Here is a 26,709-nt window from a genome sequence, read left to right on the forward strand (position 1 = left end):
AATCCGTTGTAAACACAAAAATAGTGAAAAACTAGATAAGCCATGAGATAAAAAATCTTGTGGCTTATTGTTATTGCGGTAAGGCATTATTCACCATAAAATGATTAGCCCTAGCACTTAAAGTGCATTACATTTTTATAATTAGGTCTAGCAATACATGGCAAAATCTTCATACAAACCAAGTAGAGAACAACAAGCTCAAGTTGACTCCCTCAAGTTACCTCCCCATTCGATTGAGGCGGAACAATCTGTACTTGGTGGTTTGATGCTAGACAACAATGCTTGGGATAGAGTTGCTGAGAAAGTAGTAAAAGGCGATTTTTATCTTCGTCAGCACAAAGCGATATTCAACGCGATGGCCGGCTTGGTATTGCAAAACAATCCAATTGACTTAATTACCGTATCTGAAGCCCTTGAAAAAGAGAAGTTGCTCGAAGGGGTTGGCGGTTTTGCTTATTTAGGTGAAATTGCTAAAAACACCCCAAGTGCTGCCAATATTGTCGCTTATGCAGAAATCGTCCGAGAACGTGCCGTGGTTCGAGAACTGATCGGGACCGCTAATGAAGTTGCAGACGCATGTTATAACCCAGAAGGCAGAAGTAGCGAAGAGCTGCTCGACTTTGCCGAATCTAAAGTATTCAAAATCGCGGAACAGCGAGAAAATGCCAATGATGGCCCAAAAGATCTAAACTCAATTCTTAGCTCGACCGTTGACCGTATTGAAGAATTGATGCGCAGCGACAACGACGGTATAACAGGTTTAACAAGCGGGTTTACCGACTTGGATAAAATGACCAGTGGTTTTCAAAACTCAGATCTCATTATTGTTGCCGCACGTCCATCAATGGGTAAGACCACTTTCGCGATGAACTTGGTAGAAACGGCCGCATTAACATCAGAATATCCAGCGTTAGTATTTAGTTTAGAGATGCCGGCCGATTCAATTATGATGAGGATGTTAGCGTCGCTAGGCCGAATTGATCAAACTAAAGTGAGAACCGGTAACCTCGACGATGATGATTGGGCGCGCTTAGCAAGTACCCTTGGTATTATGCAAGAGAGCGGTAAGCTTTATATAGACGACTCTTCTGGATTAACACCAACGGAAGTTCGTTCGCGTGCGAGGCGTATCGCTCGTGAACACGGTGGATTATCTATGATAATGATCGACTATCTTCAGTTAATGCGCTCGCCAGAGTTTAAAGATAACCGAACCCTTGAAATTGCTGACATATCAGCGTCACTTAAGGCATTGGCAAAAGAACTGAATATTCCAATTATCGCTTTAGCACAGCTTAACCGTGGACTAGAACAGCGCGCGGACAAGCGACCGGTTAACTCTGACTTGAGGGAATCGGGTTCAATAGAGCAAGATGCTGATTTAATTATGTTTATATACCGAGATGAGGTTTATCATGAGGACTCAGCAGACAAAGGAACGGCAGAAATAATAATAGGTAAGCATCGTAATGGTCCAATAGGGCGTATCCGGCTTACCACACAGTTACATTACTCTCGTTTTGATAATTACGCTGGCAACGCCATCATAGAGGATTAATAGCTAGTTATGAAAATTGCCGTGGCAGAAATAGATTTAAGTGCACTACAACACAATCTAAAAATCGTTAAACAACATGCCCCAAACAGCAAAGTATTGGCAATGTTAAAAGCAAATGCTTACGGCCATGGCACAACACAGATAGCAAAAAGCCTAAGTGGAGCTGACGCTTTTGGTGTTGCAAGGTTGAGTGAAGCTGTTGCATTAAGAGCGGCTGGAATCACAAAGCCTATTGTATTGTTGGAAGGCTTTTTTGAAGTCGACGAATTACAAATTATTTCAAACTTAGGACTGGATACCGTTTTACATACCGAACAACAGCTTCAACAGTTTATTGAAGCCAAGCTTCCTCGCTCGGTAACTGTATGGCTAAAAGTTGATACCGGTATGCACCGTTTAGGTTTACCACCATCATTATTTAAAGATGCTTTAGACAAGCTCGACCAGCATCCAAACGTATTAGGTGAGCCCATTCTGATGAGTCATTTTGGCTGTGCCGACGACGTTGAACACTCATTAAACGACTATCAATTTGGCGTATTTAACGAGTTAAAACAACAGCATTCGGGTGAGTGTTCTTTTGCTAACTCAGCAGCAATCTTGTCGTTTCCGCAAAGCCATCATCACTGGGTTCGGCCTGGCATCATGCTTTATGGTGTATCACCCGTTTTAAGCACACTAGCCGCGGATTTTAATCTTCGACCTGTAATGACGTTAAAATCAAGTGTTATCGCTATTAGAGAAGTGAAAAAAGGACAGAGTGTTGGCTATGGTGCAACTTGGGTTGCGACTAAGGATACGACGTTAGCTGTGATTGCAATAGGCTACGGTGATGGTTACCCGCGAAATGCTCGGAACGGCACTCCCGTGCTAGTAAATGGGCAGCAATATCCTTTAGCAGGCAGAGTATCGATGGATATGATTTCCATCAATATAAATAACACTGACTCTGTTTCGGTAGGTGATGAGGTTATTCTTTGGGGAGAAAAATTGCCAATTGAGTCAATCGCGGACTATGCTGAAACTGTACCGTATGAATTGTTATGTGGGGTGACTGGGCGAGTAGAAAAACGTTTCGCTCTCGGTTCTAATGAATTTATTAATCAATCATGAGCAACTTCTAGACTCATTAACAGTCGGCATTATTGTTTTTAATGATGAATTTAAAATCGATTATGCAAATCAAACTAGCATCAAATGGCTGGGGCTTAATGTTGATCCTAGAACAGGCAATTTAATCAATGATCCTTATTGGACGATTGTTGATAAACATGGCTCTCTGTTACCCGTTGAAGAATTTCCCGCCGTGATTGTATCACGTACGAAAAAGCCTTTATTTAACTATGAAATTGGTGTTCTAAATCAAACAAGTCATGCCTACACGTGGTTTTTATGTAATGCCTATATAGCGCATAATACCGAAAATAAAGCTGATAGCTATGTTGTTACCTTCACCAATATTTCCACAGAAAAAGAAGTGATACCCTTTAAAGAAATCGTGTCCAATGCCAATGATGCAGTTATTGTTAGCCTGGCTATCAACACGAAAGGACAAGGACCAGAAATTGTATATGTAAACCAAGCTTTTCAACGCTTAACTGGGTATACAAACGAAGAGGTAATCGGCAAGACTCCAGCCATACTTAGTGGTGAAAAAACAAGTCCCATCACAACAAAGCGCATTATGGACCGTCTCAGTCAATCCTTACCTGTACGTGCAGAAGTTATCAATTATCGAAAGGACGGTACACCTTATTGGGTGGATTTAAACATCGTTCCACTAAAAAATAATAAAGGGGTGGTTACACATTTTGCTTCAATTGAAAGAGACATCACGGCAATAAAAGATAATACGCTTAATTTAGAAAAACTCGCTAAAACCGATACTCTCACAGAGGTTTACAATCGAAGAGGGCTGCTAGAGCACGGTACATTAGCTATAAATTCATCCTATCAAACTAACCGATCCTTTATTGTTGCTATGATGGACATAGATCATTTTAAATCAATAAACGATAGCTTTGGTCATGATGTGGGTGATGTCGTATTAAAAGGTCTGGCCGACCTACTTAAAGAAAACCTAAGAGCTAGAGACATTGTTGCTCGTGTAGGAGGCGAAGAGTTTGTCATTATACTAGAAGGAGAGCCCCCGCCTATTTTGATTAAGAAAATAGAATACCTACGGCAAGTCATTGAAGAAAGTGCATTTTCTTTAAATTTAGAAATGGACTTTAAGTTAACTTGTAGTTTTGGTTTAGTACTGAGCGATTTAACAGATCGTTCAATGAACGAACTTATAAAACTTGCAGATAAAGCGCTGTATCAATCTAAAATTAATGGCCGTAATCAAGTCTCTGTATATTCCCACTATTAAAAAACGCACAATCGTATATTCTATTCTTTTTCGGCAACTAATTAATACTTATGACACTTCATTACACTCCACGCTTTTTATTCGATGGCCATGAACTATTAGAAAATAGAGTAGTTAAAGTTGATGACGGAAAAGTAATTGATATTTTGGTGGTCAACGATCTGTCTGAGAATATTCAGGCTATAAAATTGGACGGTATTTTAAGCCCCGGCTTTGTCGATTTACAAGTGAACGGCGGTGGCGGTGTGCTATTTAATGACGAGCCAGATTTACTGGGCTTGAAAAAAATATTAACGGCACATCAGCAATACGGTACCGAGTATATATTACCGACGATAATTACTGACGATATCAATGTTATGGTGCGTGCCGCTGACGCAGTTTGTATGGCACGGCAAAGTAATTTAGAAGGTATAATCGGTATTCACTTTGAGGGCCCACATATAAGTGCACCCAAAAAGGGCGTTCATCCAGACAAATTTATAAGGCCACTCTCCCAACAAGAAAAAGCGCTTTATGCGCGTTCAGATATTGGAATAAAACTCGTTACAATTGCCCCTGAAGTATTGTCTGAAAAAGATTTAGAGTTTCTTATTGAAAATAACTGTATTGTTTCAATTGGCCATACCAATGCGTCCTACTCTACACACTGCTCGGCGCTAGAGTTGGGTGCATCAGGCTTTACACATTTGTTTAATGCAATGTCACCACTTACAGGACGTGAGCCCGGCGCGGTTGGTGCTGCTCTCAATAATGAAGGAGCTTATGCCGGCATAATACTTGATGGCTACCATGTCGACTACGCGAGCGCTAAGCTAGCGTGGAAAATCAAAAATAATTCAATGTCATTTTCAGAATCAAGCAAGTTAGGTCGACTTTACTTAGTGTCAGACGCTATGTCATCAATTGGAAGCCAAATTGATAGCTTTCAACTGTTTGATCAAACGGTACTAGTGCAAGACGGTCGTTTGACTAATGAAGCCGGCACCCTAGCTGGTGCTCATTTGAATTTATTAACAGCAGTACAAAATGCACATCAACATCTTGATATATCAATTAAAGAGTCATTAAAAATGGCTACTTCCTATCCAACAGAGTACATTGATCAAAATGCTACTATTGGTGGTATTAAGATAGGAAGTCGAGCTAATTTTATATTATTAGACTTAGATTTAAATTTAATTGAACGAATAACAAATTAAACGGTCGTTAGTGATAGATTATTTTTTGTAAACAGGAATTACGAAATGAAAATACTTGCACAACCAACACTTTTCATTGCATCCATTTTGTTTAGTACTTTGAGCATTAGCAGCTTTGAAGTTAATGCAAATCCTTCAAGTGATACGCAAAGCTTAGCGATGGAAAAACTTTCACGTGCATTAAGCCGACTAGACAGTGAACGCCCGGTGGGAGGCCATATTGTAGTATCTTTTAACGACAAACAGGGTGAGGGTAAAAAGTTAAAAGAAAAGTCGGGACAAGTTACTTTGACTGTTCAGGAGAGTATTAACGGTTTAACCACCTCATATTCAAAAGATATAGTTGAGAATATGAAACAAGAATCAGCGTTACTGCTCGAAAACGAAGAGGCACCTACACCAACAATAGATGCCATTAACGATTTTAGTATGACAAATATTAATAACCTATTATCGCCAGTCGACTCAATAAACCGTTTGCTTAAGTTTGCAAAACTAACTCGAGTAGAGCGCGTAGGAAGTAACATGGATGGCGCGCAAAAACTGCACTTTAGGTTACCAATGGAAGCTATAATTACAAATAAAAGAACACGCGAATATGTCGACGACTTTGACGGCACTATGGTGATCACAATAGATGAACATGGAACGCCTTTGCAATTGAGTAGCAGTTATAATGGAAGTGGCAGAGCGTACGTTGTCTTTTCTGTTAAAGCGGCAGGTTCTCGATTACAGAAATTTGATGTTGTTGGAAATCGCTTAGTAATGACAGTACGAGAAGTATTTAATAGTTACGACTCAACCTTTGGAAAAGGTGAAAACTCGGAGCTCCACCTTTTCACGCCGAACGTCAACGATTTAACGGTGGAAAATCATTTCGCTAAAACATCAAATGACACTTCTATGTAAGCTTTACCGCTTTCAGAAGTAAAGGGAATAATTAACGTTGAGCTTTCACACTGGTGGCTAATCGTGTGATCTTTCCCAGACACGACAGTTGGTGTTGCCATGTTAAAATCATAACCTTTGTCACCTAGGATATTTTTTGCACCACCGGTCACCATATTAGTTATTTCACCAACCATATCAGTAACTTCTTCATTAATTGAGTCAGGTCTTTCACCTAGCATCTTTTCCATAATAGACAAGGCTAATGACTCTTCAAATGTAACTGACAAAGAACCTTTAGTCTGTGGCCCAGCCATACCTATAATACCGGAAACATCACCTTTAGATATCTCCTCTTTTTTTAACGAAGGTTTACCTGGCTCTAGCTTCGTCATTGCCATGGTTTCTAAAACATTCATTAGTGAGCTAAGAAAAGGGTTAATAAACTCTACATTCATAGTGATCAAATTTCTTTTAGTTAATTAAAGGCTGGGTGATATTCACACCTATAAAGTTAGCCTTTCAATGCAGAAAAAGCCACTGTTATCGGTATGAATTTTTACTAGAGTACATTTCCGCATCGGCCCTTTCAAGTAAAGCATCGGGTTCTAAACCGTGATCAGGGTAAATTGAAACACCTATGCTGATGCCAATTTTTATTTTCTCTCCAGAGAAGTTAAATGGTTGATAAATAGAATTAAAAATCTTATTTCTAACCGCATTTAAAGCTGTGGAGGTGGCACGGTCAGTGATTAATATCACAAACTCATCGCCTCCGTATCGCGCGATAACGTCCTCTTGCCTTATTTGTTGTTGTAGGCGCTGAGCGACTTGATGGAGTATTCGATCACCCACTGCATGACCATATTTATCATTTACTAGTTTAAAGCCGTCTAGGTCGCAAAATAATAATGCATATCGGTCGGTATGACGATTTGACTGTTGGCTTAGCTCATTTAGCTTATTGGATAAAAATAAACGATTTGGGATATTTGTTAACGCATCTGTATTTGCCGTTTTAGCAAGCAGAGTTTCTGCACGTTTAAATTCAGAGACGTCTTTGGCAATAATAATAACGCCAACAACTTGCTGCTTTTCTTCACTAAAATGAGGTAGGTAGGTAACATAGAGGAAGTGTTCTTCGTCTTGACCTTTTGGTTTTAACCATGATTTATAATTTATCGGTTTACCATCTTCAAAACATTGGATTAAGTTGGGTAGTATTGAGTCGTGGTAGGTTTCAGAATCAAACACATCAAGCGGTGTTTTTCCGATTAATGAGTCGCCACCTTGCCCATAAAACTGCAGGTAGCTATCGCTAACATATTGATAGTTGTAGTTTTTGTCTACGTATGCAAATAAATCAAGACTATTCCGAAGAACAGTACTGAATATTTCCTGCATAAAATTGAACGAATCCGTATTCATTTATCACTCCGTTGTTGAATTTCTATTCTAAATACATTTAAACAAATTGCTATATTGTGCTGTAAAAAAAATGAGCTATTTTTATTAAATACACTCATTCTGCTAATCTTTCGTGTATAATCCCGCGCCAGATAGAATCCAGTTGATTTTGTTGTCGACTAAATACCCTTTTTGAGGAAGAATTGATGAGCTCAAATGTCCGTAAAGGTCTGAGAAACGTTGCAATCATTGCCCACGTTGACCACGGTAAAACTACGCTTGTAGATAAACTACTAGCACAATCAGGTACGTTAGATGCGCGTACTGACCATGACGAACGCGTTATGGACTCGAATGACATCGAAAAAGAACGTGGTATTACCATTCTTGCAAAAAATACGGCAATCAACTGGAACGATTATCGTGTAAATATCGTTGATACTCCAGGACACGCGGACTTCGGTGGTGAAGTTGAACGTGTTATGTCAATGGTTGACTCTGTATTACTTATTGTTGATGCGCAAGAAGGTCCTATGCCTCAAACGCGTTTCGTAACACAAAAAGCGTTTGCTCAAGGCCTTAAGCCAATCCTAGTTATCAACAAAATTGATAAGCCAGGCGCTCGTCCTGATTGGGTTATGGATCAAGTATTTGACCTATTCGATAACCTTGGTGCAACTGACGAACAGTTGGACTTCCAAGTAGTTTATGCTTCTGCACTTAATGGTTGGGCTTCTCATGAAGAAGGCGAAACTGGTACAGACATGACTCCATTATTCGAAACTATCATTGACCAAGTGCCACCTCCGGCAGCCGACGTTGATGGTCCGTTCCAAATGCAGATTTCTCAGTTAGATTACAGCTCATACCTTGGTGTTATCGGTATCGGTCGTATTACTCGTGGTACGGTTAAGCCTAACCAACAAGTAACAGTTCAAACTGCTGCTGGCCCAATTCATAACGGTAAAGTAGGCAAGGTATTCGGTTACTTAGGTCTAGACCGTTATGAAGCAGAATCTGCAAGCGCTGGTGATATCATCGCAATTACAGGTCTTGGCGAATTAAAAATCTCTGACACTATTTGTTGTCCATCTGAAGTTGAAGGTCTTCCTTTACTTTCAGTTGACGAGCCTACAGTAACAATGACGTTCCAAGTAAATACGTCTCCGTTTGCTGGTAAAGAAGGTAAGTTTGTTACTTCACGAAACATCAAAGAGCGTTTGGACAAAGAGTTAGTTCACAACGTTGCGTTACGTGTTCAACAACTTGATGATGCTGATAAATTCAAAGTATCTGGCCGTGGTGAATTACACTTAGGTATCTTAATTGAAAACATGCGTCGTGAAGGCTTTGAATTAGCTGTATCGCGTCCAGAAGTTATCATGCGTGAAGTTGATGGCGAAAAACAAGAACCATACGAAACGGTTACGATTGATGTTGAAGAACAGCACCAAGGCGCAATCATGGAGAAAATGGGTCTTCGTAAAGCTGAACTTACTGACATGGCACCAGATGGTAAAGGTCGTATCCGTATGGACTTCATCATGCCAAGCCGTGGTTTAATTGGTTTCCAAACTGAGTTCATGACATTAACGTCAGGTTCTGGTCTTATTTACCATACATTCTACGAGTACGGACCTTACAAAGGTGGCGAAATTGGTCAGCGTATGAACGGTGTATTAATTGCAAACGCGACAGGTAAAGCGTTAACAAACGCAATCTTCAACCTTCAGTCTCGTGGCCGTATGATGATTGGACACGCAACTGACATTTATGAAGGTCAGGTTGTTGGTATTCACAGCCGTGATAACGACTTAACCGTTAACGTACTTAAAGGTAAGCAATTAACTAACGTACGTTCATCTGGTACTGATGAAGCGCAAACACTAACGCCTCACATCCAAATGACACTAGAGCAAGCTCTTGAGTTTATTGATGATGATGAACTAGTAGAAGTAACGCCAGAGAGCATTCGTATTCGTAAGAAATTCTTATCTGAAAACGAACGTAAGCGTGCTTCACGTTCAAAGCCTAACGATATTTAATCGTTTTGCTTTAATGTAGTGATAAAAAAAGGCTCAACTAAAGTTGAGCCTTTTTTATATCAGATCTGATGATGTTTAATCAGATATAAGGTTATTAGACAAAATTAAAAATCAATGGTGACCTTAATTTGTCCAGATCGTTCAGATTGAAATTGCGAAGCTTCATTAGGGAAACCAAACCTCGTAGAGCCGTTAAGTCTATCAGGTCTAAAGCGCAAATCATCTCGCAATGCCGCACTACTATCTAGTACATTTAGAATACTGAAGTCGATATTTACATCTACTAAATCAAATTGGATTTTGTATGTCACTTTAAGGTCTATCTCTCCAAAAGCATCTGTTGTTTCATCATAAACTACACTCGGGTCTGTTGGAACAGCCGTGTTTGATGATGTGGTTGGTACACCTGAGTAGAATCTGGCACTTGCGCCTAACGTTAAGTTTTCTTGCAAATGATAATAGCCATTGAACTTTATAACGTGGCTTCGGTTATTAGGTAACAATCCCTCAACATAAGGTTCACTCGTGTAGTAGTTTGGTGCAAGGCGATGACCATACTCGGATAAACTAGAACGAGAAGCCGTTAAGCCCTCGTAATTACCGTTTGAACGAAGCCATTGATAGCTTGCATTTATGTAATAGGTCGGCGTTCGCTTAGTGAGTTGCGCTACTATCGCATGGTTTGTTCGAGTAAGCTCTGGGAGACCAATCTTCGTAATACCGAATTCTCTCGTCGTCCGGTATCCAGTGGTCCCTGCATTGCCAATTATATTGTTATACCATCCAGTGCCTGCTTCCACTTGATTTTCAATATTAAATAGAGCAATAGGGTTTTGAATGTCATCGAAGGTGTACGTAAGGTTTAAATTCCAATCGGAGAAAACGACTCGATTCATACTAGCAGAAAGCTGGTTTGAATATGGTGACTCGATATTACTCATAAAGGCTTGAAAAGCGACCGGGTAACTGCCGGGATTGTTTGGAATGAAACCAGCGGCAACATCACCTAGATCAAGATTACCATCACTATCTACGCCATTTGTGACTCTCCAATAAGGATAACTAATATACAGATCACTAAAATAACGGTTAGCGGTTCCTTGAATCAATGAAGTAGGTATCGAATCATACTGCCGGGATGCTGAGAGGTTAAATGAGGTATTTTTGTCATCCATTAAATGCCAATCGATGCTAAGCGCTGGACTAATATTATAACCATTATCAGCGTTATCATATTCTGTGAATAACGGTATGACATCGTATCCGTAACGCTCGTTAGTAAACGTTTCTTGTGTCGCATTCAGGCCTAAATTAACCTGTATTGCATTTGAAATTTGCCAGTTGTCGTTAATAAAGAGTGTTTTTTTATCGTTCGCGTATTCTCTTAATACACTACTACCCAGAAAAAAAGAAGAGGCGAACTTAAGGTCTTGATCAAACGGTTCGGCGAAAGAGTAGCGAGCATTTAAGTTATCTGCGTCAATAATATAAAAATAACTTTCTTTATTTTGTAAATTTGAATGATTGAACTCAGAGTTTTTAAAACCGATTGTGACTTGGTGTTGTCCTAATTTAATGTCGGCTTGAATAGTATTACTTTTCTCTTTTGATTGGTACAAAGGGGACTCATATAGGGATGCGCAACCAATTTGACGATATGGGGTAACTGTAGAATCAAAGATAGAATCGCAACCCGATGGGTCTAAGTCTTCATGAGATAATTCTTGAGTCTTGTGAGTGGCGCTCAACTGTATTGACTCTGAAATTTGCCATTCATAAGCGAAGTTAACCCAATGCCCGCCACGATTTGAAACTATATTATTGAGATCTTTATTAGTAATAACATCTAACGTGTTGCTAGAAAGTTCAGATTTATTTTTGTCCTTAAAACCAGTCAGCGTGATTGTATGATCATCAAATAGTATTCCGCGAACACTGCCATAAAAAGTCTCTGGGTCAGAATTCAATTCGGTATTTGTCAGGGTGTCGATTCTAGCTTGTGTATCATTTCGATAAACAGATTGGTTGTCTTTTTGACTTTGGCCTGAATAATGTAACTTATAAGAAAGCTGATTGTTAAAAAATGAACCTGAATTAAACACATCAAACGCAACACTGTTCGCCGAATCAGTAAAATAAGGATCATAAACTCTTAAATATTTGTGGTTTGATTTGTCGGAATATCTCGCATTCAGAGATAAAGTGATACCTTCGCTAAAGTCACGTGATGTTAAATCGATTCGTGGGCCAGAACTATCGCTAAACGAGCTATGTAAAGCAGAGTTATTTAAACTAACAGTGTTAAGCAGGCTAACTGGAATGAGAGAGGGCTGTAAGCTCGTAATGCTATTACCAATTTCTACACCATCTAAAAAATATTGATTGTCAGTGGCAGCTTTACCTTGAATAGAAGTTAAGTAACCGAGCCTAGTATCCGCGAGGATTGTGCCCGGCAGCAGTAGTGACAAATCCGTTAAGTTTTCAGCGAATGGTAAATATTGCCAATCGTCTTTAGTCAGTTGAAAAGAGGCCGTCTCAGCTGGTAAAGATGTTTGGGCCAGTACCGAGGATGAAACACTAGTAGCTAATAAAAGGGTAAGGCAATTAACTTTATAGTTCATAAAAAAGTCCATTTATATATGACGAATTCACACAATAAATGCTGTATATAAATTATGCAACAAAAATGTTTTTCGCATAAAATGTGCAGTGTAACCAATTAATATCATTAATATTTTCTATAGTATGAACTTGGCGGTTCATACTATAGAAAATCAAATTTAAGAACTAAGAAAGTGTCCAGAACAAAGGGGCTAATTACCTAATTGTCCAAGCTCTAAATTTACGGCCCTTAAGCTTACCGGTTTCAATTTTCTTAACGGCTTTTTTCGCCACTTCTTTTTTAACAGCAACGTAGGCCCACATGTCATGAAGTTGGATTTTACCTACTTCACTTCCGTCTATGCCGCCTTCACCAGTAAGACATCCAAGAATGTCACCTGCACGTACTTTTTGTTTTTTCCCGCCATCAATACGAATCGTTTTCATCGCAGCAACGGGTACTGTTTTACTTAATACCGCTTCACTCGGTAACGCTTCAGGTGTAATAGTACGGCTTAAATAGTCTTCAATTAGCCCCATTTTATAACCGTCTTTTTTACCTACTAAGCTACATGCGCGACCGTTTTGACCAGCACGCCCTGTACGACCAATTCTGTGAATGTGAGTTTCAGTATCATGTGCTAATTGATAGTTGATAACTAAGTCTAAGTCTTCAATGTCTAAACCACGAGCTGCTACGTCTGTTGCTACTAATATAGAACCACTTTTATTAGAGAACTGCACCAATACCTGGTCACGCTCGCGTTGCTCTAAGTCACCATGCAGTGCTAAAACATCGAATCCCATATCCCATAACTCATCAGCAACATCTTGTGTTTCACGTTTGGTATTACAGAAGATGACACATGACTCTGGTTGAAACTCCATGACTAGTAATTGAGTTGCCAACAAACGATGCTCATTGTCATCAATTTCATAAAAGCTTTGTTTAATCGTTTCTTTATTATGATTAGACTCAACTTTAATTGACGTAGGATTAATCATGATTTTGTTAGCTACGCCTGCAACTTCATCACCGTATGTAGCACTAAATAGCAATGTTTGGCGTTGTTTAGGAGCTGCATCAATAACTGCGTCCATAGAAGACTGAAAACCCATCTCTAACATTCTGTCGGCTTCATCTAATACCAAAGTTTTTAATTCAGACAAATCTAAACGGTTTTTAGAAAGGTGATCTTCGATGCGCCCTGGAGTACCAACAATAATATGAGCGCCATGTTCTAGTGAGCCAATTTGAGGACCCATTGGAGAGCCACCACATAAAGTTAGAACCTTAATGTTATGAATGCCACGGGCTAATGTGCGAATTTCTTTTGCTACTTGGTCGGCTAACTCGCGAGTAGGGCACAATACCATAGCTTGAATTCTAAAACGTTTCACGTCTAAGGCTTGCAGTAAACCAAGCGAAAAAGCCGCAGTTTTACCTGAGCCAGTCTTAGCTTGTGCCATAACGTCTTTACCCTCAACAATAAGAGGTAACGATTCAGCCTGAATTGGCGTCATTTCTGTATAATTTAACGATTCTAATGTGTTTAATAACTCAGGCTTTAGCCCAAGAGTGGAAAATGAAGATTGACTCAAAATGGATTCTCAAAATAATGGAAGGATTTACTAGCGCATTCTAGCACTGATCAATAAAAACTTCTCTCCTTTGTTCGAAAATACAGCAGTTGATTAAATCGTCTTTAGTTGGCTGTTCTTTGGTGGATAATACTTCGAAAATAAGTCGATGCTATGAATTTATTGGGTGAGAATTACATTACGTTTTGAGATTGTTAAAAGCCCTGGAGTTTAGCTTGTGTAATGAATTGAAAGGGTTAAAACAGAAACGGCCTATAATCATTTTTGGATGAAAATAGACCGTTTTTTAAAGACTTGTGTAGGTAACTTTAGGTAAAGCGCCTGATTAAAATTTTAGTTTACAACCTTAAATTACAACTTGGTAATTTCGTACCCTTTTTTCTTTAATTGCTCGATAACACTATCTTCACCAACAAGGTGAGCGGCGCCAACTAAAACAAACTCTTTGTCGTCGTCATTAAAAAGTGCTTCAATCTTTGGCACCCAATCCAGGTTTCTGTCCGTCATCATTGTTTTAAAGCTCTCAGGAAACTGCTCTTTCATTTGCACTAAAGCTAATTCATTGATGGCGTTTTCATCACCCGTTCTCCAAGCCGCAATAAGCTTTTTCAGCATTGGAACTATTTTTTCCGCTTCTGCTAAGTTATGTTTAACAACGTACTCTTCGTTACCAACGCCCATATTGGCTAGCATATTAAGCTGAAAGTCTAAGGTCTCTAGATATTCGATTGATTTATTGTCTTTATTAGCAAGTTGTGAAAAGTACATATCAACACCGGCTCCACCCATGCCTGCTTTTTGGGTTTCAATGTTTAAAATCATAGAAGAGATAAACCCAGGCTTAAATTTATCCAACTTATCAAATTGGATGCCAACGGCAGAAAAGTACTGTTTAAGACTTTCATTTGTTTGTTCAGACAGATGTTGGCTTAAGGTTTCTCCCTCTGCATATGCCATTGCTTTAAGCATTGCCATTTGGCCTGTTTGGTCATCAGGTGTGGGAAGCTTAGCTTCTAATACTATGCTATCAGCCTCTTTATATGTATCTGTAAATACGTTTGGTAACGGGTACTCAGTAATTGGAAGTAGGTGTATCGTACCGCCAATATGAACCACATCTTCACCTTTTTTAACTTCCCACACAGAGTTGGAAAAAGAAGAAAATGATGTAGTAAGAAGACCCGCTAGAACTGAGACTTTAAGTGTATTTTTGATTATATTTTTCATTTTTTTTGCCTTTTATAATTTAATTTATTTAGTTATTCAATTCAGTCATTTAACTTTTCAGTAACTAGCTATTAGTAGCTAGAAAAGAGCTCTAATTGAGCCAAAACTTTTGTCGCCATCACATCATTCACTTTATTGACCTTTTGGTTAAAGTGCTTTTCGATACGCTCATTTGAGTTAGCCATCACCTTATTAGATAGTTGGCTATAAGAAATCTGTTGGTTACTTGGAGCAAATGTAGTAGCAGATGCTTGTGCCGTTTCAGAAAGAGATAACGCAATTACACAAGTAAGTAGAGCTAGTTTATTTTTGTTTACGTTTTTCATTTTTAAATCCTTATTGGCTAAACCAATCTATTTTGTTAATTAAAATACAGCTAAAAGATATCTGCATTTCGAATCAACTGAGATGAGTGTTCGTTTGCAGTGGTGACAAGATTAGAGATGAAAAGTGAATATGTCGCTTATGGAACTCTTAACAATAAATTCATAAGGTTATTTGTTTTTGTGTTTCACTAAGGTGTTGATATAAAAGAGTATAGTTGGCGAATATTATGGTTTGCTTTGTGTTGTCATAAGGTTTTAAAATTAAAAATAGCTGTGTAAATAATGTTCTTGCTATCTAGTTTGGGAGTTTGTAACCTGTAGGTGTAAAAATAATGGAAATGGAAGTTAGTAATGGTGTTTGAAATCGGTGCGTGGCGATACAATGCTGAAAAAAGTGAGATTCAGTGTGGGAGCATCGTTAGAGAATTAGAACCACTTATTGAAAAACTATTAAATTACTTCATCGCGAATAGTAATAAAATTGTTTCTCGCCAACAGCTAATTGACAATGTATGGCAACATGCCTACGTAGATGACAACTCAATCAATCGAGCAATATCAGAGCTAAGAAAACAGCTGAAGTTACCCGACTCCAATCACATATATATAAAAACACATTATAGAAAAGGTTACAGCCTGACCTATGTTCCGGTGGAAATTCCGGCCAACACGTATACCAAGACCGATAAAAACAGCCATACCGATAACAATAGTAATACCGACTCCAACAAAGACAGTGAAACCAGCACAGACTCGAATGTTAAAACTGATAATGTCGACGAGTTAAATGCGGGTAGCTTTTCTAAAGAGGCTGGTTCAATAAAACTAAATATCAAAGCAATAATAGTGGCCATTTTACTGCTTCTTGCATTTTATATAGCGTACACGTCTTTTTCGTCGGTTTCCTTTAACAGCGATGCTGCAAACAATCAAACTTCAAGCAGTGATAACGGCAATCAAGATAAAAGGTTAGAACGAGACATCGAAGTAAACTCATTGCCAGCGAGTTGGTTGATTGGTGCGGAGTCCAGACCATTAGTATCACCTGATAGTTCTTTGTTTTCTTATATAAATACATCAGACGAGGGCACAAAAAGTTTTGTCGGTAGTTTACTGGATAATACAAATACACAGTTAGAATATAAAAGTTCAGATATTTATGTTATTTCGTGGCAAGTAGAATCCTTTAATTTAATTGCTTATGTGCGAGATAAAAAAGCATCTACCTGCCACATTGGGCTTTTTGATGCGAGTGCCTTCCCCACCGTTGAATTTGTAAAAAATCTTATGCCTTGTCCCAAAAAGCCTTTTTATAAGATGGAATTAGATAAACAGGGACAGAATTTATATTACTCACTGAAAGGTGACAATGCCACCGACCTACTTGTGTGGGATATAGAAGCTCAGCAATCTCGCATGTTTTTATCTTCTAATGACTTGTACAAAGGCATACTTCAATTTGGTATATCGCCAGATGGTGAAACAATGTTTTACCTTAAAGAAGAGCACACTAAGCCAACCAATGTTTATATCTATGACTTTCAGTCAAAAGAAAGTAAAAAGGTTTTTGAGTTTCCAAAATTTACAATATTAAAAAATGTAAGCTGGTATACCGACAGCAACTCTTTAATTTGGCCTTCTGATTCAGGTTTAACAACTTTAGAGTTAGATACTGGACTAATAACGTATTTAAATATCACTAACGGCGAGCCAATTAACAATTTATCACCCATCAATAAAACACAAGCCCTTACCGTTAGTAGACCCGAGTCAAAAAGTAGTATTTCTATTTATGATATGGCGCTAAACCTTATTGAAGACAGAAAGTTTCAAGCAGATGGACAAAGCTTTTTCCCGAGATTTTTTAATGATCAGCTTATGTTTGTCTCTAACCGAAGCGGAGCATATCAATATTGGTTAGCGGGTGATGAGTTATCACAAATAAGCTCCTATGATAAGGAATACAGTAAGATCATTTATCCGCCTAGAATTGCCAATGACGGTAGCTTTTACTTATTACAGGCAGAATATGAACTATACCTTGTTGAAGCAGGGACGGGCGTAAAAAGAAAAATTGAATATAAAGATGAACATTTTATAAACAGCTCTGCGATTGGCCCTGATAAAAGAAAAATCTATACGGTAATTTCAGTTAATGAAAAGACGCAGATTTGGGAATACGACTTAATCTCAAATAATATCAAGATGCTCATACCCGCCAATGCAACACATATGTTAAACGATCCTAGTGGCAACGTTTATTATACAACCGGGAGTAGACTTGTTGGACTGACTAACTCGGTAGACATAGAAATAAAAGCCAACATTAATATTTATCACTCGCTAATGAGCTTAAGTAATCGCTACTTTTATGTTTATGATAGAAAAAATACTCAGTTAGTGAGAACCGAGTTAACAACGGGTGAAACGACGTATATCGATATGCCGCATAAAATAGTAGGTTTTGCCGTTAATAAAGATGACACGCAGATAGCAATAACAACGGCATCACAAACAGATACACAAATAAACCGAACAAGCTGGAAATAATAAAAACTAAATGGATAGAATATGAAAACTAAATTAGCACTTACTATAGCCTCAGCAATGGTTTTAGTTGCTTGCGGTAAGGTAGACATTGCCACATCGGACAGTAAAAATGCTGACGATCTTGTTAAAAAAATGAAACAAGAAGTGCAACAAGAGCTAAAGCAAGCCGAAGCACCGAAGGGTTTTGAACTGCCTTATGAGTCATTTACGTTGGACAACGGCTTAAAAGTCATTCTCCACCAAGACAAATCAGATCCTATCGTTGCTATTTCTACCATAGTTCATGTTGGCTCTAGCCGCGAAAAACCCGGCCGAACAGGCTTTGCCCACTTTTTTGAACATATGTCATTTAATGACTCTGAGAATGTGCCAAAAGGCGCGAACCGAAAAATGATCCCTGAGTTAGGTGGGTCACGAAACGGCGGTACTTGGAGTGACGGTACTATCTATTACGAAGTAGTACCAAAAGATGCCTTTGATAAGTTGCTTTGGATAGATTCAGACCGCCTTGGTTACATGATCAATACGGTTGATAAAGGCACACTAGAGCGTGAAAAGCAGGTTGTTAAAAACGAAAAACGTCAGCGCGTGGATAACCGCCCTTATGGTCACGTTGGTCATGTTGTTAAAAAAGCATTGTATCCAAAAGATCACCCATACAACTGGACGGTCATTGGTGACTTAGAAGACCTGCAAGCTGCAACGCTAGCTGATGTGCGCGAATTTTATGACCAATTTTATGTACCGTCTAATGCCACCATGGTGATTGCCGGTGATATTGAAATTGAAGAAACAAAAGCAAAAGTTAAACAGTGGTTTGGGGAAATTAAAGCCGGTAAGCCAGTAGGAAAAATGACACCACAGCCGGTGACATTAACAGAAACTAAAAAGCTTTATCACTTAGACAACTTCGCAAAAATCCCAGAAATTCGTTTAACCTTTCCTACGGTAGAGAGCTACCACAAAGACGCTTATGCGCTAGATGCATTAGGTGAAATTTTGTCATCAGGCAAACAAGCCCCTTTATATAAAACCATTGTTGAAGAGAAAAAATTAGCGCCAGGGGTTTATGCGTGGAACAGCTCAGAGGAAATTGCCGGCACATTTACCCTGTTGGTTCGTGGCAATGCAGGCACCAAACTCGACACTATTTATCAAGCAATTGAAGAAGCACTGGATGACTTTGAAAAAAATGGCTTTAGCGAAGCCCAGTTAACAAAGATAAAAGCGGAGCAGGAAACTTCATTTTTCTATGAAATTGAAAGTGTTTTAGATAAAGCGCAAAAACTTGGTCAGTATAATGAGTTTGCAGGCTCACCTGAGTTTATTAAACAGGACATTAAAAACATAACGGCAGTCACCGTAGATGATGTAAAGCGAGTATTCAAAAAATACATTAAAAACAAACCAAGTGTTATTACAAGCTTCGTTCCAAAAGATCAAAAAGAGCTCATTGTATCGGGCTCAGTAAAAGCCAATGTAGTTGAAGAAGTGATTGAGCAAGGTAAAGAACAACAGTTTGTTGAGAATGACGCCATTAAGTTTGAGAAAACACCAAGCAAATTTGACCGCAGCGAACCCGCACTTACTGAACTTCCAACGCTAACAACCCCAGATGTTTGGCAAACCACGCAAAGCAATGGTCTAAAAGTTTATGGTATTAAACAAAGTGAATTGCCAATTGTTAACTTTAACTTGGTGATTGAAGGTGGTCAGCAACTAGACTACGGAAATAAACTCGGCACAGCATCGCTGATGGCTGCGTTAATGAACGAAGGTACACAAAATAAAACGCCGCAAGAATTAGAAGAAGCCATTGGTCTTTTAGGCGCTAGCTTAAGAGTATCAAGTGACTTGGAAAGCGTGACTATCTCTGGCAGTTCATTGGCGAAAAACTTTGAGGCAACAATTGCGTTGCTGTCTGAGGTATTGATGTCGCCACGTTGGCAAGAAAGCGAATTTGACCGTTTAAAATCAACTCGCTTAACTCGCATTAATCAGGGCAAAGGTGACGCTAGCACCATCGCGAGAAACGCGTTTTACAAAACCCTATATACAGAATTTCATGTGGCGGGCAGCCCGGTTGGCGGCACGGAACAAACGGTGAGCAATATTTCACTGGACGATGTGAAGCAATATTACCAACAGAATTTGTCACCAAAAATGGCTACGTTTAATGTGGTGGGTGACGTGTCTGAGAAGCAAGTCACTAAAGCGTTAGCTAAGTTAAGCAACTGGCAAGGTGAAGCGGTAGAGTTACCTCAGCAACCAAAGGTATCTCAGCGTAAAAAACCAACCTTGTATTTCATTGACGTTCCAGGAGCAAAACAGTCTGTCATTATGGCGGGCAAACCTGTAGTCAGTGGCGACGACATCGATTTTTATCCGATTGAAGTTGCAAACAATCGCTTAGGCGGTGGCATGAGTGCAAGGCTGGCACAAACCCTGCGAATTCAAAAAGGGTATACCTACGGTGCTTACTCTTATATTCGTGGTGCAGGCTATCAATCTCCGTTTATCGCATCTTCGCAAGTGCGTACCAATGTTACTTTGGAGTCGCTACAGATATTCAAAGATTTAATTGGTAATTACAAAGAGACGTATAAAGAAGATGATTTAGCAGTGACTCAAAATATGATCATAAAAGGTAACTCACGTAAGTTTGAAACCTTGAATCAATTGTTGGGTATGTTAACTCAAATGAGCCGCTTTGACCGCGACGCTAATTTTGTTGAACAGCAGCAAGATTACGTTAAGTCACTAGAGTTAAAAACCGTTCATGACGTAATAGAAAAGCACTTTAACGAACAACAAATGATTTATGTTGTTGTAGGAGATGCAGAAACTCAGTTAGCTAGAATGAAAGAGTTTGGTTACGGAGAGCCGGTAATATTGGATATTGAAGGCAATCCGGCCATTTAAATATAGACTGACTAGGTTAAAAGCTTGTTTTAACCTAGTCAGATAAATAAAAGCCACTAGTGTTGTAGCGGCTTTCTTAATTAGCTTTAAAGTTTCTTTCCAGGCTTCTCATTTGAGAAAGCGATTAGGCCCCACTCCATGTGTACCTGGCTATTTTTATACTCTACGTTTAAATACTTTTTTATCCCATTTAATATCATTTCAGGCGTTGCTTTGGTCAGACTGAAAAGTAGTCTACAAAACTCCACCATTTCATCCGTTGATTCAAATTTCCAAGTGTATTTAAGCCTTTTAACTTGAACAGACTGAAACCCTGCAAGTTGTAAACCTTGTTTAGTAGCTTTACTAAAATAAATGCCCTCATGGCCTGTTTCTGTATATTTGTCCACAATGTCATCAAGAAACAATGCAACATTGCTACCTTCTTCTACATCAGCAATACAAAACCTGCCATCTGGCTTTAGAATTCGTCGCATTTCTGAAAGAATTTGCGTCTTTTTTTCCACGTGATGCAACCCAGCAATAGACACAATTGCGTCTGCTGTATTGTCTTTAAGAGGCAAAGTATCGTCACTATAGTGATAAACATTTAAGTTATTTAGTTTACAAAACGAAACAAACTGTTGAGAGGACTCAAGGCAAATCAATTCGATACGGCTGTCGATATAATCACGCAAGTAACCGCCGCCAGCTGGCATATCAACTAGAGTATCGTTTGGGTTGAGATCACATAGGTTAAGCGGCAATTGAAACTCTAAATCTCTAGCGTTAGGAAATCGGCGCATGGCTTCGTTGTACATTGCGCCTCGCAGATCAAAAATATCGCTATAGTTCATAAAGCTTGTCTCTTGATAAGATCCTAAAGCGTTCTGAATGTGGTTTAACCATGCTAATGAGTTTATGCTCTGTGGCACTTGCTTTGTTGACATGGGTACAAAATATAATCGACTCAAACCTTGCCAATGGCAAACCCATTAATTCAACTTCTTTGTGGGTCATTAGAGCAATTGAACCGTGTGAATCTTTCTGAAGAGTGAGCGTCTTTAACGCAACAAACCCATTGATAAACGGTTTACATGCTTTTTTGTTATTTATATAAATACCAAGTTGGGAAGATACTGAGTCCGCCTTATATTTTTCAGCTATTGATAAAAACTCAGTAATGTCAGTTTCATCTGGCTTTGTGGGCAAAATGAACAAATGAATTGGCATTCCAATTTTTTGCTTTAATAAGGATAGTAAGATTGTCTGGTATGTTTCTGGCTTTATAGTGGCGCCTATTTGCGGTTGGGCGTTAATTTCACAAATAATTGCATCGTTCTGTAACCAAGACGACTTTATGTCTTGAGTGATGAGATCTATACCCGCTAAATCTAAGTTGACCACTCTTGCCGCTTTAATAGCCAGCGCTATATTATCGGGGTGGACATCTTTAATTTTTACTTCTTTAACGGTTCCCCCAGTAGACATATTATTTTTACGTCTAAGAGCAATGTATTGACCCTTTTCAGGAATAGACTCGGGTTTAATGGATTGCGCGGTTAAAAGCTCTAAAGCCTCACTATCAAGAGAGATTAATGGCTTTTGGGTTTGTTTAAACACTTCTTTTGCATAAGGCGATTGCAGGTCAATCTCTAATAGTTGACGTACACTGTGTGTACCATCACCGGTCACTCCTGCCGCGGTTCGTTGTACTATCTTTATTACTTGATTATTCAATACTGTAAGTCGGTAATCATCGCCCTTTACATGCTTTTCTAAAAGTACCTGTTTAGAAAGTTTTGATGCTGCTTTAAATGCACTTTTAACCTGTTTAAATGTTGTTAAATATGCAAATACACCCTGACCTTGATCTAGATTGTCGGGTTTTATAACTAAGGGATAACCCATTTTTTCTATGAGGTCGGGGAGCTGTTTTTCGTTTCTTATGAATACATGTTCAGAACCCGGTAATCCACTTTTTTGGAGCAACAATGCGGTTGAGGCCTTACTCTTTGACAGTTTTGAACCAATGACACTGGTATTCTCAGTAAAGCTACTGTCCATTAAAATACTATTTACACCTGTACCAAAACTAAATGTGTTTTGGGCGATATGAGAAACATGGATACCGAGTTCAGTGGCAGCATGAATAAACCAATAGGTATTCATTCCAGCAAGTTGCACTTTGTTTAGTTGCGTTCTTAATTTATCAAGATGAACGGTTGCTTCTGCAAAATAGGCTTTTATCTCGGTTTGAGTGCAGTCTTTAAGCACGTCAATATTCTCTAAGCTGTAATTCACCACATGAATAATACAAGTCAAAATATCTCGAGTAACTTCAGGTATGGAGTAAGGTATGACGATGAATAGTTTAGTTGTTTTTGTGTCGTCTTGTTGACGGAGCTTTCTTATAAAGTGCTTTTCAAACGTAGGTATTTTATGCTGTTGCTGAATTCTAGATTGCCAAACCAAAATATGTTTTATTATTAGCTCTGCCTGGTTAGCTTCATCAACATCAACATCAACATCAACATCAACATCAACATCAGTCCACATCTGAACTATTCTTTTTAAAACACTAAGGTTTGAGTTTTCTGATAGTTGGACGTTTATAACACCAGACATAGATGGCTGATTAAGCCCATAAGACATGCCATCTAGCACAATCCATTGTGGTTCAAGGGAGATCATTATGTGTCTAATCCATATATACAGCGAGAATGGTAATATGCTAGGAAATTAAAAAGAAATCAATAAAAACCCCTTCGTACAGAACTGAAGGGGTTTTATAACTACAAAGTTAGGGTGGTTACTTAGTTTTTATTAACTTTCGCGCTACTAGGCCAAATAAACCAAGAGTAAATAATGCATAACTGCTTGGTTCTGGCACGCTGGTTACATTGCTCGTAACAATATTAGAAACCGAAATACTTCCACGAGTAACTTCTAAAAAGCCAAATGTAGTATCGGAAGAGTTAATCCAGTTCGGCGCTGCATATTCGTAAGCATCAACTGATGTATTATACGCAAAGGCAATATAGCCGGTCTCACCTTCTAGCCAATTAGAAAATTTAGATGAATCTTCCTCTATGGTGCCATCTTCATAGGTTCGTGTACTATCCCATTCGCCGTATAATTTTCCCCCATAATTATAGTTTGCATTACTGCCGTCAAACCAACTGGCGTCAATGGTAGTACCTTGATTCAAATTACTTACACAATCTTCACCAGAGAAGTCTTCGCCTGAAAATACTCTTGAACAGGGGGACGTACTAAAAATTAATTGAGAATTGTTACTGTAGACGTCACCGTATAATGAAGTAGCATTAGTCACGTAAGAATTATTGGGGTCAGTGTTAATATTAGAGAAGATTGAATATGAATCATATATCCAAAACCCTACTTGATCTAGGGTAATAGCTCTAGAATCTTCACCATCTTCACCAAAGTAGTCTTCACCACTTTCGAAAAGTGTTACTTCCTTAGTCAAAATGTTTACAAAAGCTGTTTGTCTAAACCACTGGTTAACATAAGAATAAGTCCCATCACTACTTTGGTATTCATAGTTGCTAGGAGTGGGATCTAACATTGCGTCAACCGTAATATCTTGGCTGCTGATTACCTCAAAGCCGCTATCGTCGCCTGCAATAATTGATGCCTGAGCTGGGTTTACTAGACTCATTCCAAGGGTAAGTCCGATGGCTCCCATCGAAATTGGTGAAATTTGTTTGTTTACTGACATGGTTAGTCCTTAACTTTTTGTGTTTTTTTTGTTCAAGCAAAGTGTGGGCCAAAAAAGCAAAGTGCAAAAATTGATATATAAAACAAATGGTTGTGGTGTTTTCTTTGGTGAAAGGCAGTGGCTTTGTAAAAAAAATGGACAGTTCAATCAAAAGCCCGTGAAGTTATGCTTTACGGGCTTTACGGGCTTTACGGGCTTTACGGGCTTTACGGGCTTTACGGTTTTGGATCTATATCGCTGTCGCCTTCTTCCTCAACACCACTTGTAATCGCTTCTGTTTCATTTTCTTCGCGCTTTACAAATCCAGCTTGTTCTTCAATGCTAATTTGAGACGATGCGATGTAGTCTCGAGACTTTTTATTTACATCTAGAATCTGCATTGTGTTATCTAAATCTTTTGAGTTTCTTACCGAGGCAATAACTTCTCGATTAATTAAGAATGATTTAATTTCACCAACGATTTCTTCCATTTCCAAATCATTTTTATTCATATTCATGACATAACGAGGAGTTTCTAAATTATTCGCCCCCGATGTAGCAAATATGCAACTGTCAATTCGAGACGTAATTAACCAAGGCGTAATCGAAGAGCGAACCACGAAGTTTTCACTGCGAGTAGAATCATTAATAGCCATGCCTGTTGCCATTTTACTCTCGGTATAAGTGCCCTCTACTTTTAAATGCATCAATAATGAACTAAAGTGAATTTCGCCCCAAAATGTGTGTGAACACATTTGCATAATTCGGCCAACCGCTTTTGTTCCAAGCCAAGCAAACAACACAAAAAGAATATTATTTATTTCAGTTATAACAGGCGTAAATAACGCTAGAGTAAACTTCGCTCTAGGCTCAATAATTTCGCTGCTAATGTACTCATAAATAGATAAACCGTTAGCAACGAGAACATAGAGAAGAACAGCTGAAACAAGCATTGCTATTTGAGACGTTAGAGTAAGCAATGACTTTGCTGTTTTATTTTTAACGTCGGACTGCGATAGTTCTGGCTGTGTTTCGATAAGCAACTCGCCATTAAAAGTACCTTTTTTATCACTTTCCTTTATAAGTTCTGGATTAAATTCCTTGTAAACGCGATTAGGAATTTCTTTTACACGGCGATTCGCCAAAATGATATTTTCAATATTTATGAAAATTTCTTTTGGATGAACATTCTCTTGTAGGTTATCTCGGTATTCTGACACCGCTGTTGTTGGTGTTGCCTCTTTCATTCTTTGCAACAACAAAGGCAAAATCAAACCCAATACAATCACAATAGTGATCAAAAATATGGACAAATTCCCCCAAGCGCCAAAAATATTTATTTCGGTAAATTGATTAAAAGTTTCCTGGTATTCAGCAGTAATTAACTTATCTAAATAAAAACCGGTAATGATTGGAATCAAGAAGGACAGACCAATTAAACCAATTACTGAACTTCCGCCAATGTGTCGTGCGTGATAATTTTTACTACTTTCTAGTGCGCTAGCAGATGAGCGCCACGTTCCAATTAAGTATATTAATAGTATCAACGAAAATAGCGGAAGCATCACATATTCAGCTTTTTCGCCGGCAAGACCTGAAATCACAACAAAGGACGCAATTGCATATGCAAATATGGCGGTAAGCGTATTAATTACAACAGAAAAGATTTCTTCAGCCATATTTCTTAGTGGAAAAGGCAAAAAGGTTAACTTGGGGAATACGGAATGAATAAAGCGCGACAACCAACCTTTGGGCTCAACGAATGTTGTGTTCTTGCGACCTAATAACATTGAGTTCAATTCGTTACTTGTGTAAAACACCGCATCTCTTTCTGCCGAAGCTGCATCTTGTTCGGTTCTACTGTAGTTTTGAGAGAGTGAGATTGGTACAGAACGGCCAACAAAGTATTTAAAAAGTTGAAATAAGCCCGCACCAATTGTTCGTAGGCCTGAAGCTGCAATAACAAAACCTAAAACAGCGTAAGTCCAACCAAAAACGATGTCTTGTTTTAAATTATCAGGTACTTGTAGTAAAACATATATACCTAAAAGAGTAATTAATAGGCCAGAAACAGATTTAAACCGACCTTCAATTTTAAAGGGGTTTTTTATCCCTAACGTTTGTGCACCAAAATCATACGCCATAAAAAAGCATCCTTTCATTATTTATATTGATATTTTTGGAGTATCACATACTCGTTTTTTTAATGCTATAAGATTGGAATAATTGATTATTTTTTTCAAAAAAAAAGCACCGAGAAATTAATCTCAGTGCTTCTTTATTTATCGGGTTATTATTTGGGGC

General features: G+C 38.6%; 18 protein-coding genes. 8 read left to right on the forward strand and 10 right to left on the reverse strand.

The features are described 5' to 3' along the window. The first annotated feature begins 157 nt into the window (after positions 1-157). The 5 genes from dnaB to J9318_RS02790 are packed head-to-tail and all read left to right on the forward strand — an operon-like array spanning position 158 to position 6,043. Positions 158-1,558: a replicative DNA helicase gene (gene dnaB, locus J9318_RS02770; protein WP_210561025.1), complete on the forward strand. Its 1,401-nt coding sequence runs from the start codon at positions 158-160 to the stop codon at positions 1,556-1,558. A gap of 9 nt (positions 1,559-1,567) precedes the next feature. Then, positions 1,568-2,671, forward strand: coding sequence for an alanine racemase (gene alr, locus J9318_RS02775; protein ID WP_210561026.1), 1,104 nt, complete (start codon positions 1,568-1,570; stop codon positions 2,669-2,671). Beyond that, positions 2,649-3,932: a sensor domain-containing diguanylate cyclase gene (locus J9318_RS02780; protein ID WP_210561027.1), complete on the forward strand. Its 1,284-nt coding sequence runs from the start codon at positions 2,649-2,651 to the stop codon at positions 3,930-3,932. The genes alr and J9318_RS02780 overlap by 23 nt, the downstream gene beginning before the upstream one ends. Before the next feature lie 50 nt (positions 3,933-3,982). Then, on the forward strand, positions 3,983-5,134 hold the full coding sequence (gene nagA / locus J9318_RS02785; RefSeq protein ID WP_210561028.1) for an N-acetylglucosamine-6-phosphate deacetylase: 1,152 nt from the start codon (positions 3,983-3,985) through the stop codon (positions 5,132-5,134). 45 nt (positions 5,135-5,179) lie between these two features. After that, positions 5,180-6,043 (forward strand): hypothetical protein, encoded by an 864-nt coding sequence (locus J9318_RS02790; RefSeq protein ID WP_210561029.1) that lies wholly within the window; start codon positions 5,180-5,182, stop codon positions 6,041-6,043. On the opposite strand, the gene J9318_RS02795 is transcribed toward J9318_RS02790, so the two are convergent. After that, the gene (locus tag J9318_RS02795) at positions 6,007-6,480 is read right to left on the reverse strand and encodes a chemotaxis protein CheX (protein ID WP_210561030.1); all 474 of its coding nucleotides are present in this window, start codon (positions 6,478-6,480) and stop codon (positions 6,007-6,009) included. The two genes, J9318_RS02790 and J9318_RS02795, sit on opposite strands and share 37 nt — an antisense overlap. Positions 6,481-6,565: 85 nt before the next feature. Next, entirely contained in the window at positions 6,566-7,450 is an 885-nt protein-coding gene (locus J9318_RS02800) for a diguanylate cyclase domain-containing protein (protein WP_210561031.1), read from the reverse strand. A gap of 185 nt (positions 7,451-7,635) precedes the next feature. Between J9318_RS02800 and typA the strand changes: the two genes are divergently transcribed. Continuing rightward, positions 7,636-9,474: a translational GTPase TypA gene (gene typA, locus J9318_RS02805; RefSeq protein ID WP_210561032.1), complete on the forward strand. Its 1,839-nt coding sequence runs from the start codon at positions 7,636-7,638 to the stop codon at positions 9,472-9,474. A gap of 104 nt (positions 9,475-9,578) precedes the next feature. Here the strand turns inward: typA and J9318_RS02810 are convergent, their stop codons facing one another. The 4 genes from J9318_RS02810 to J9318_RS02825 all read right to left on the reverse strand — a co-directional run bounded on the left by J9318_RS02810 (position 9,579) and on the right by J9318_RS02825 (position 15,230). After that, on the reverse strand, positions 9,579-12,095 hold the full coding sequence (locus J9318_RS02810; protein ID WP_210561033.1) for a TonB-dependent receptor: 2,517 nt from the start codon (positions 12,093-12,095) through the stop codon (positions 9,579-9,581). Between the two features lie 196 nt (positions 12,096-12,291). Next, on the reverse strand, positions 12,292-13,677 hold the full coding sequence (gene dbpA / locus J9318_RS02815; protein WP_210561034.1) for an ATP-dependent RNA helicase DbpA: 1,386 nt from the start codon (positions 13,675-13,677) through the stop codon (positions 12,292-12,294). 351 nt (positions 13,678-14,028) lie between these two features. Further along, positions 14,029-14,904: a TraB/GumN family protein gene (locus tag J9318_RS02820; protein WP_210561035.1), complete on the reverse strand. Its 876-nt coding sequence runs from the start codon at positions 14,902-14,904 to the stop codon at positions 14,029-14,031. 71 nt (positions 14,905-14,975) lie between these two features. After that, entirely contained in the window at positions 14,976-15,230 is a 255-nt protein-coding gene (locus J9318_RS02825; RefSeq protein WP_210561036.1) for a hypothetical protein, read from the reverse strand. A 351-nt stretch (positions 15,231-15,581) separates the two neighbouring features. Between J9318_RS02825 and J9318_RS02830 the strand changes: the two genes are divergently transcribed. After that, positions 15,582-17,780, forward strand: coding sequence for a winged helix-turn-helix domain-containing protein (locus J9318_RS02830; protein WP_210561037.1), 2,199 nt, complete (start codon positions 15,582-15,584; stop codon positions 17,778-17,780). Positions 17,781-17,801: 21 nt separating this feature from the next. Next, positions 17,802-20,702: a M16 family metallopeptidase gene (locus J9318_RS02835; protein ID WP_244731832.1), complete on the forward strand. Its 2,901-nt coding sequence runs from the start codon at positions 17,802-17,804 to the stop codon at positions 20,700-20,702. Between the two features lie 86 nt (positions 20,703-20,788). Here J9318_RS02835 and J9318_RS02840 read toward each other — a convergent pair whose 3' ends face one another. The 4 genes from J9318_RS02840 to J9318_RS02855 all read right to left on the reverse strand — a co-directional run bounded on the left by J9318_RS02840 (position 20,789) and on the right by J9318_RS02855 (position 26,549). Next, the gene (locus J9318_RS02840; RefSeq protein WP_210561038.1) at positions 20,789-21,538 is read right to left on the reverse strand and encodes a class I SAM-dependent methyltransferase; all 750 of its coding nucleotides are present in this window, start codon (positions 21,536-21,538) and stop codon (positions 20,789-20,791) included. Then, the gene (locus tag J9318_RS02845) at positions 21,528-23,375 is read right to left on the reverse strand and encodes a hypothetical protein (protein WP_210561039.1); all 1,848 of its coding nucleotides are present in this window, start codon (positions 23,373-23,375) and stop codon (positions 21,528-21,530) included. Before J9318_RS02845 ends, J9318_RS02840 begins: the two co-directional genes overlap by 11 nt. Before the next feature lie 118 nt (positions 23,376-23,493). After that, positions 23,494-24,426 carry a PEP-CTERM sorting domain-containing protein gene (locus J9318_RS02850; RefSeq protein WP_210561040.1) on the reverse strand — a complete coding sequence of 311 codons (933 nt, stop codon included), beginning with the start codon at positions 24,424-24,426 and terminating at the stop codon, positions 23,494-23,496. Positions 24,427-24,641: 215 nt separating this feature from the next. Continuing rightward, positions 24,642-26,549 carry a hypothetical protein gene (locus tag J9318_RS02855; RefSeq protein ID WP_210561041.1) on the reverse strand — a complete coding sequence of 636 codons (1,908 nt, stop codon included), beginning with the start codon at positions 26,547-26,549 and terminating at the stop codon, positions 24,642-24,644. Positions 26,550-26,709: the final 160 nt, after the last annotated feature.

It is taken from the genome of Psychrosphaera aestuarii (assembly GCF_017948405.1).
In the GTDB taxonomy this organism is placed as follows: domain Bacteria; phylum Pseudomonadota; class Gammaproteobacteria; order Enterobacterales; family Alteromonadaceae; genus Psychrosphaera; species Psychrosphaera aestuarii.

Bases quoted from the DNA above. Each gene is read 5' to 3' on its own strand.
- dnaB (WP_210561025.1), top strand. From the start codon at position 158: ATGGCAAAATCTTCATACAAACCAAGTAGAGAACAACAAGCTCAAGTT.
- alr (WP_210561026.1), top strand. From the start codon at position 1,568: ATGAAAATTGCCGTGGCAGAAATAGATTTAAGTGCACTACAACACAAT.
- J9318_RS02780 (WP_210561027.1), top strand. From the start codon at position 2,649: ATGAATTTATTAATCAATCATGAGCAACTTCTAGACTCATTAACAGTC.
- nagA (WP_210561028.1), top strand. From the start codon at position 3,983: ATGACACTTCATTACACTCCACGCTTTTTATTCGATGGCCATGAACTA.
- J9318_RS02790 (WP_210561029.1), top strand. From the start codon at position 5,180: ATGAAAATACTTGCACAACCAACACTTTTCATTGCATCCATTTTGTTT.
- J9318_RS02795 (WP_210561030.1), bottom strand. From the start codon at position 6,480: ATGAATGTAGAGTTTATTAACCCTTTTCTTAGCTCACTAATGAATGTT.
- J9318_RS02800 (WP_210561031.1), bottom strand. From the start codon at position 7,450: ATGAATACGGATTCGTTCAATTTTATGCAGGAAATATTCAGTACTGTT.
- typA (WP_210561032.1), top strand. From the start codon at position 7,636: ATGAGCTCAAATGTCCGTAAAGGTCTGAGAAACGTTGCAATCATTGCC.
- J9318_RS02810 (WP_210561033.1), bottom strand. From the start codon at position 12,095: ATGAACTATAAAGTTAATTGCCTTACCCTTTTATTAGCTACTAGTGTT.
- J9318_RS02820 (WP_210561035.1), bottom strand. From the start codon at position 14,904: ATGAAAAATATAATCAAAAATACACTTAAAGTCTCAGTTCTAGCGGGT.
- J9318_RS02825 (WP_210561036.1), bottom strand. From the start codon at position 15,230: ATGAAAAACGTAAACAAAAATAAACTAGCTCTACTTACTTGTGTAATT.
- J9318_RS02830 (WP_210561037.1), top strand. From the start codon at position 15,582: ATGGTGTTTGAAATCGGTGCGTGGCGATACAATGCTGAAAAAAGTGAG.
- J9318_RS02835 (WP_244731832.1), top strand. From the start codon at position 17,802: ATGAAAACTAAATTAGCACTTACTATAGCCTCAGCAATGGTTTTAGTT.
- J9318_RS02840 (WP_210561038.1), bottom strand. From the start codon at position 21,538: ATGAACTATAGCGATATTTTTGATCTGCGAGGCGCAATGTACAACGAA.
- J9318_RS02845 (WP_210561039.1), bottom strand. From the start codon at position 23,375: ATGATCTCCCTTGAACCACAATGGATTGTGCTAGATGGCATGTCTTAT.
- J9318_RS02850 (WP_210561040.1), bottom strand. From the start codon at position 24,426: ATGTCAGTAAACAAACAAATTTCACCAATTTCGATGGGAGCCATCGGA.
- J9318_RS02855 (WP_210561041.1), bottom strand. From the start codon at position 26,549: ATGGCGTATGATTTTGGTGCACAAACGTTAGGGATAAAAAACCCCTTT.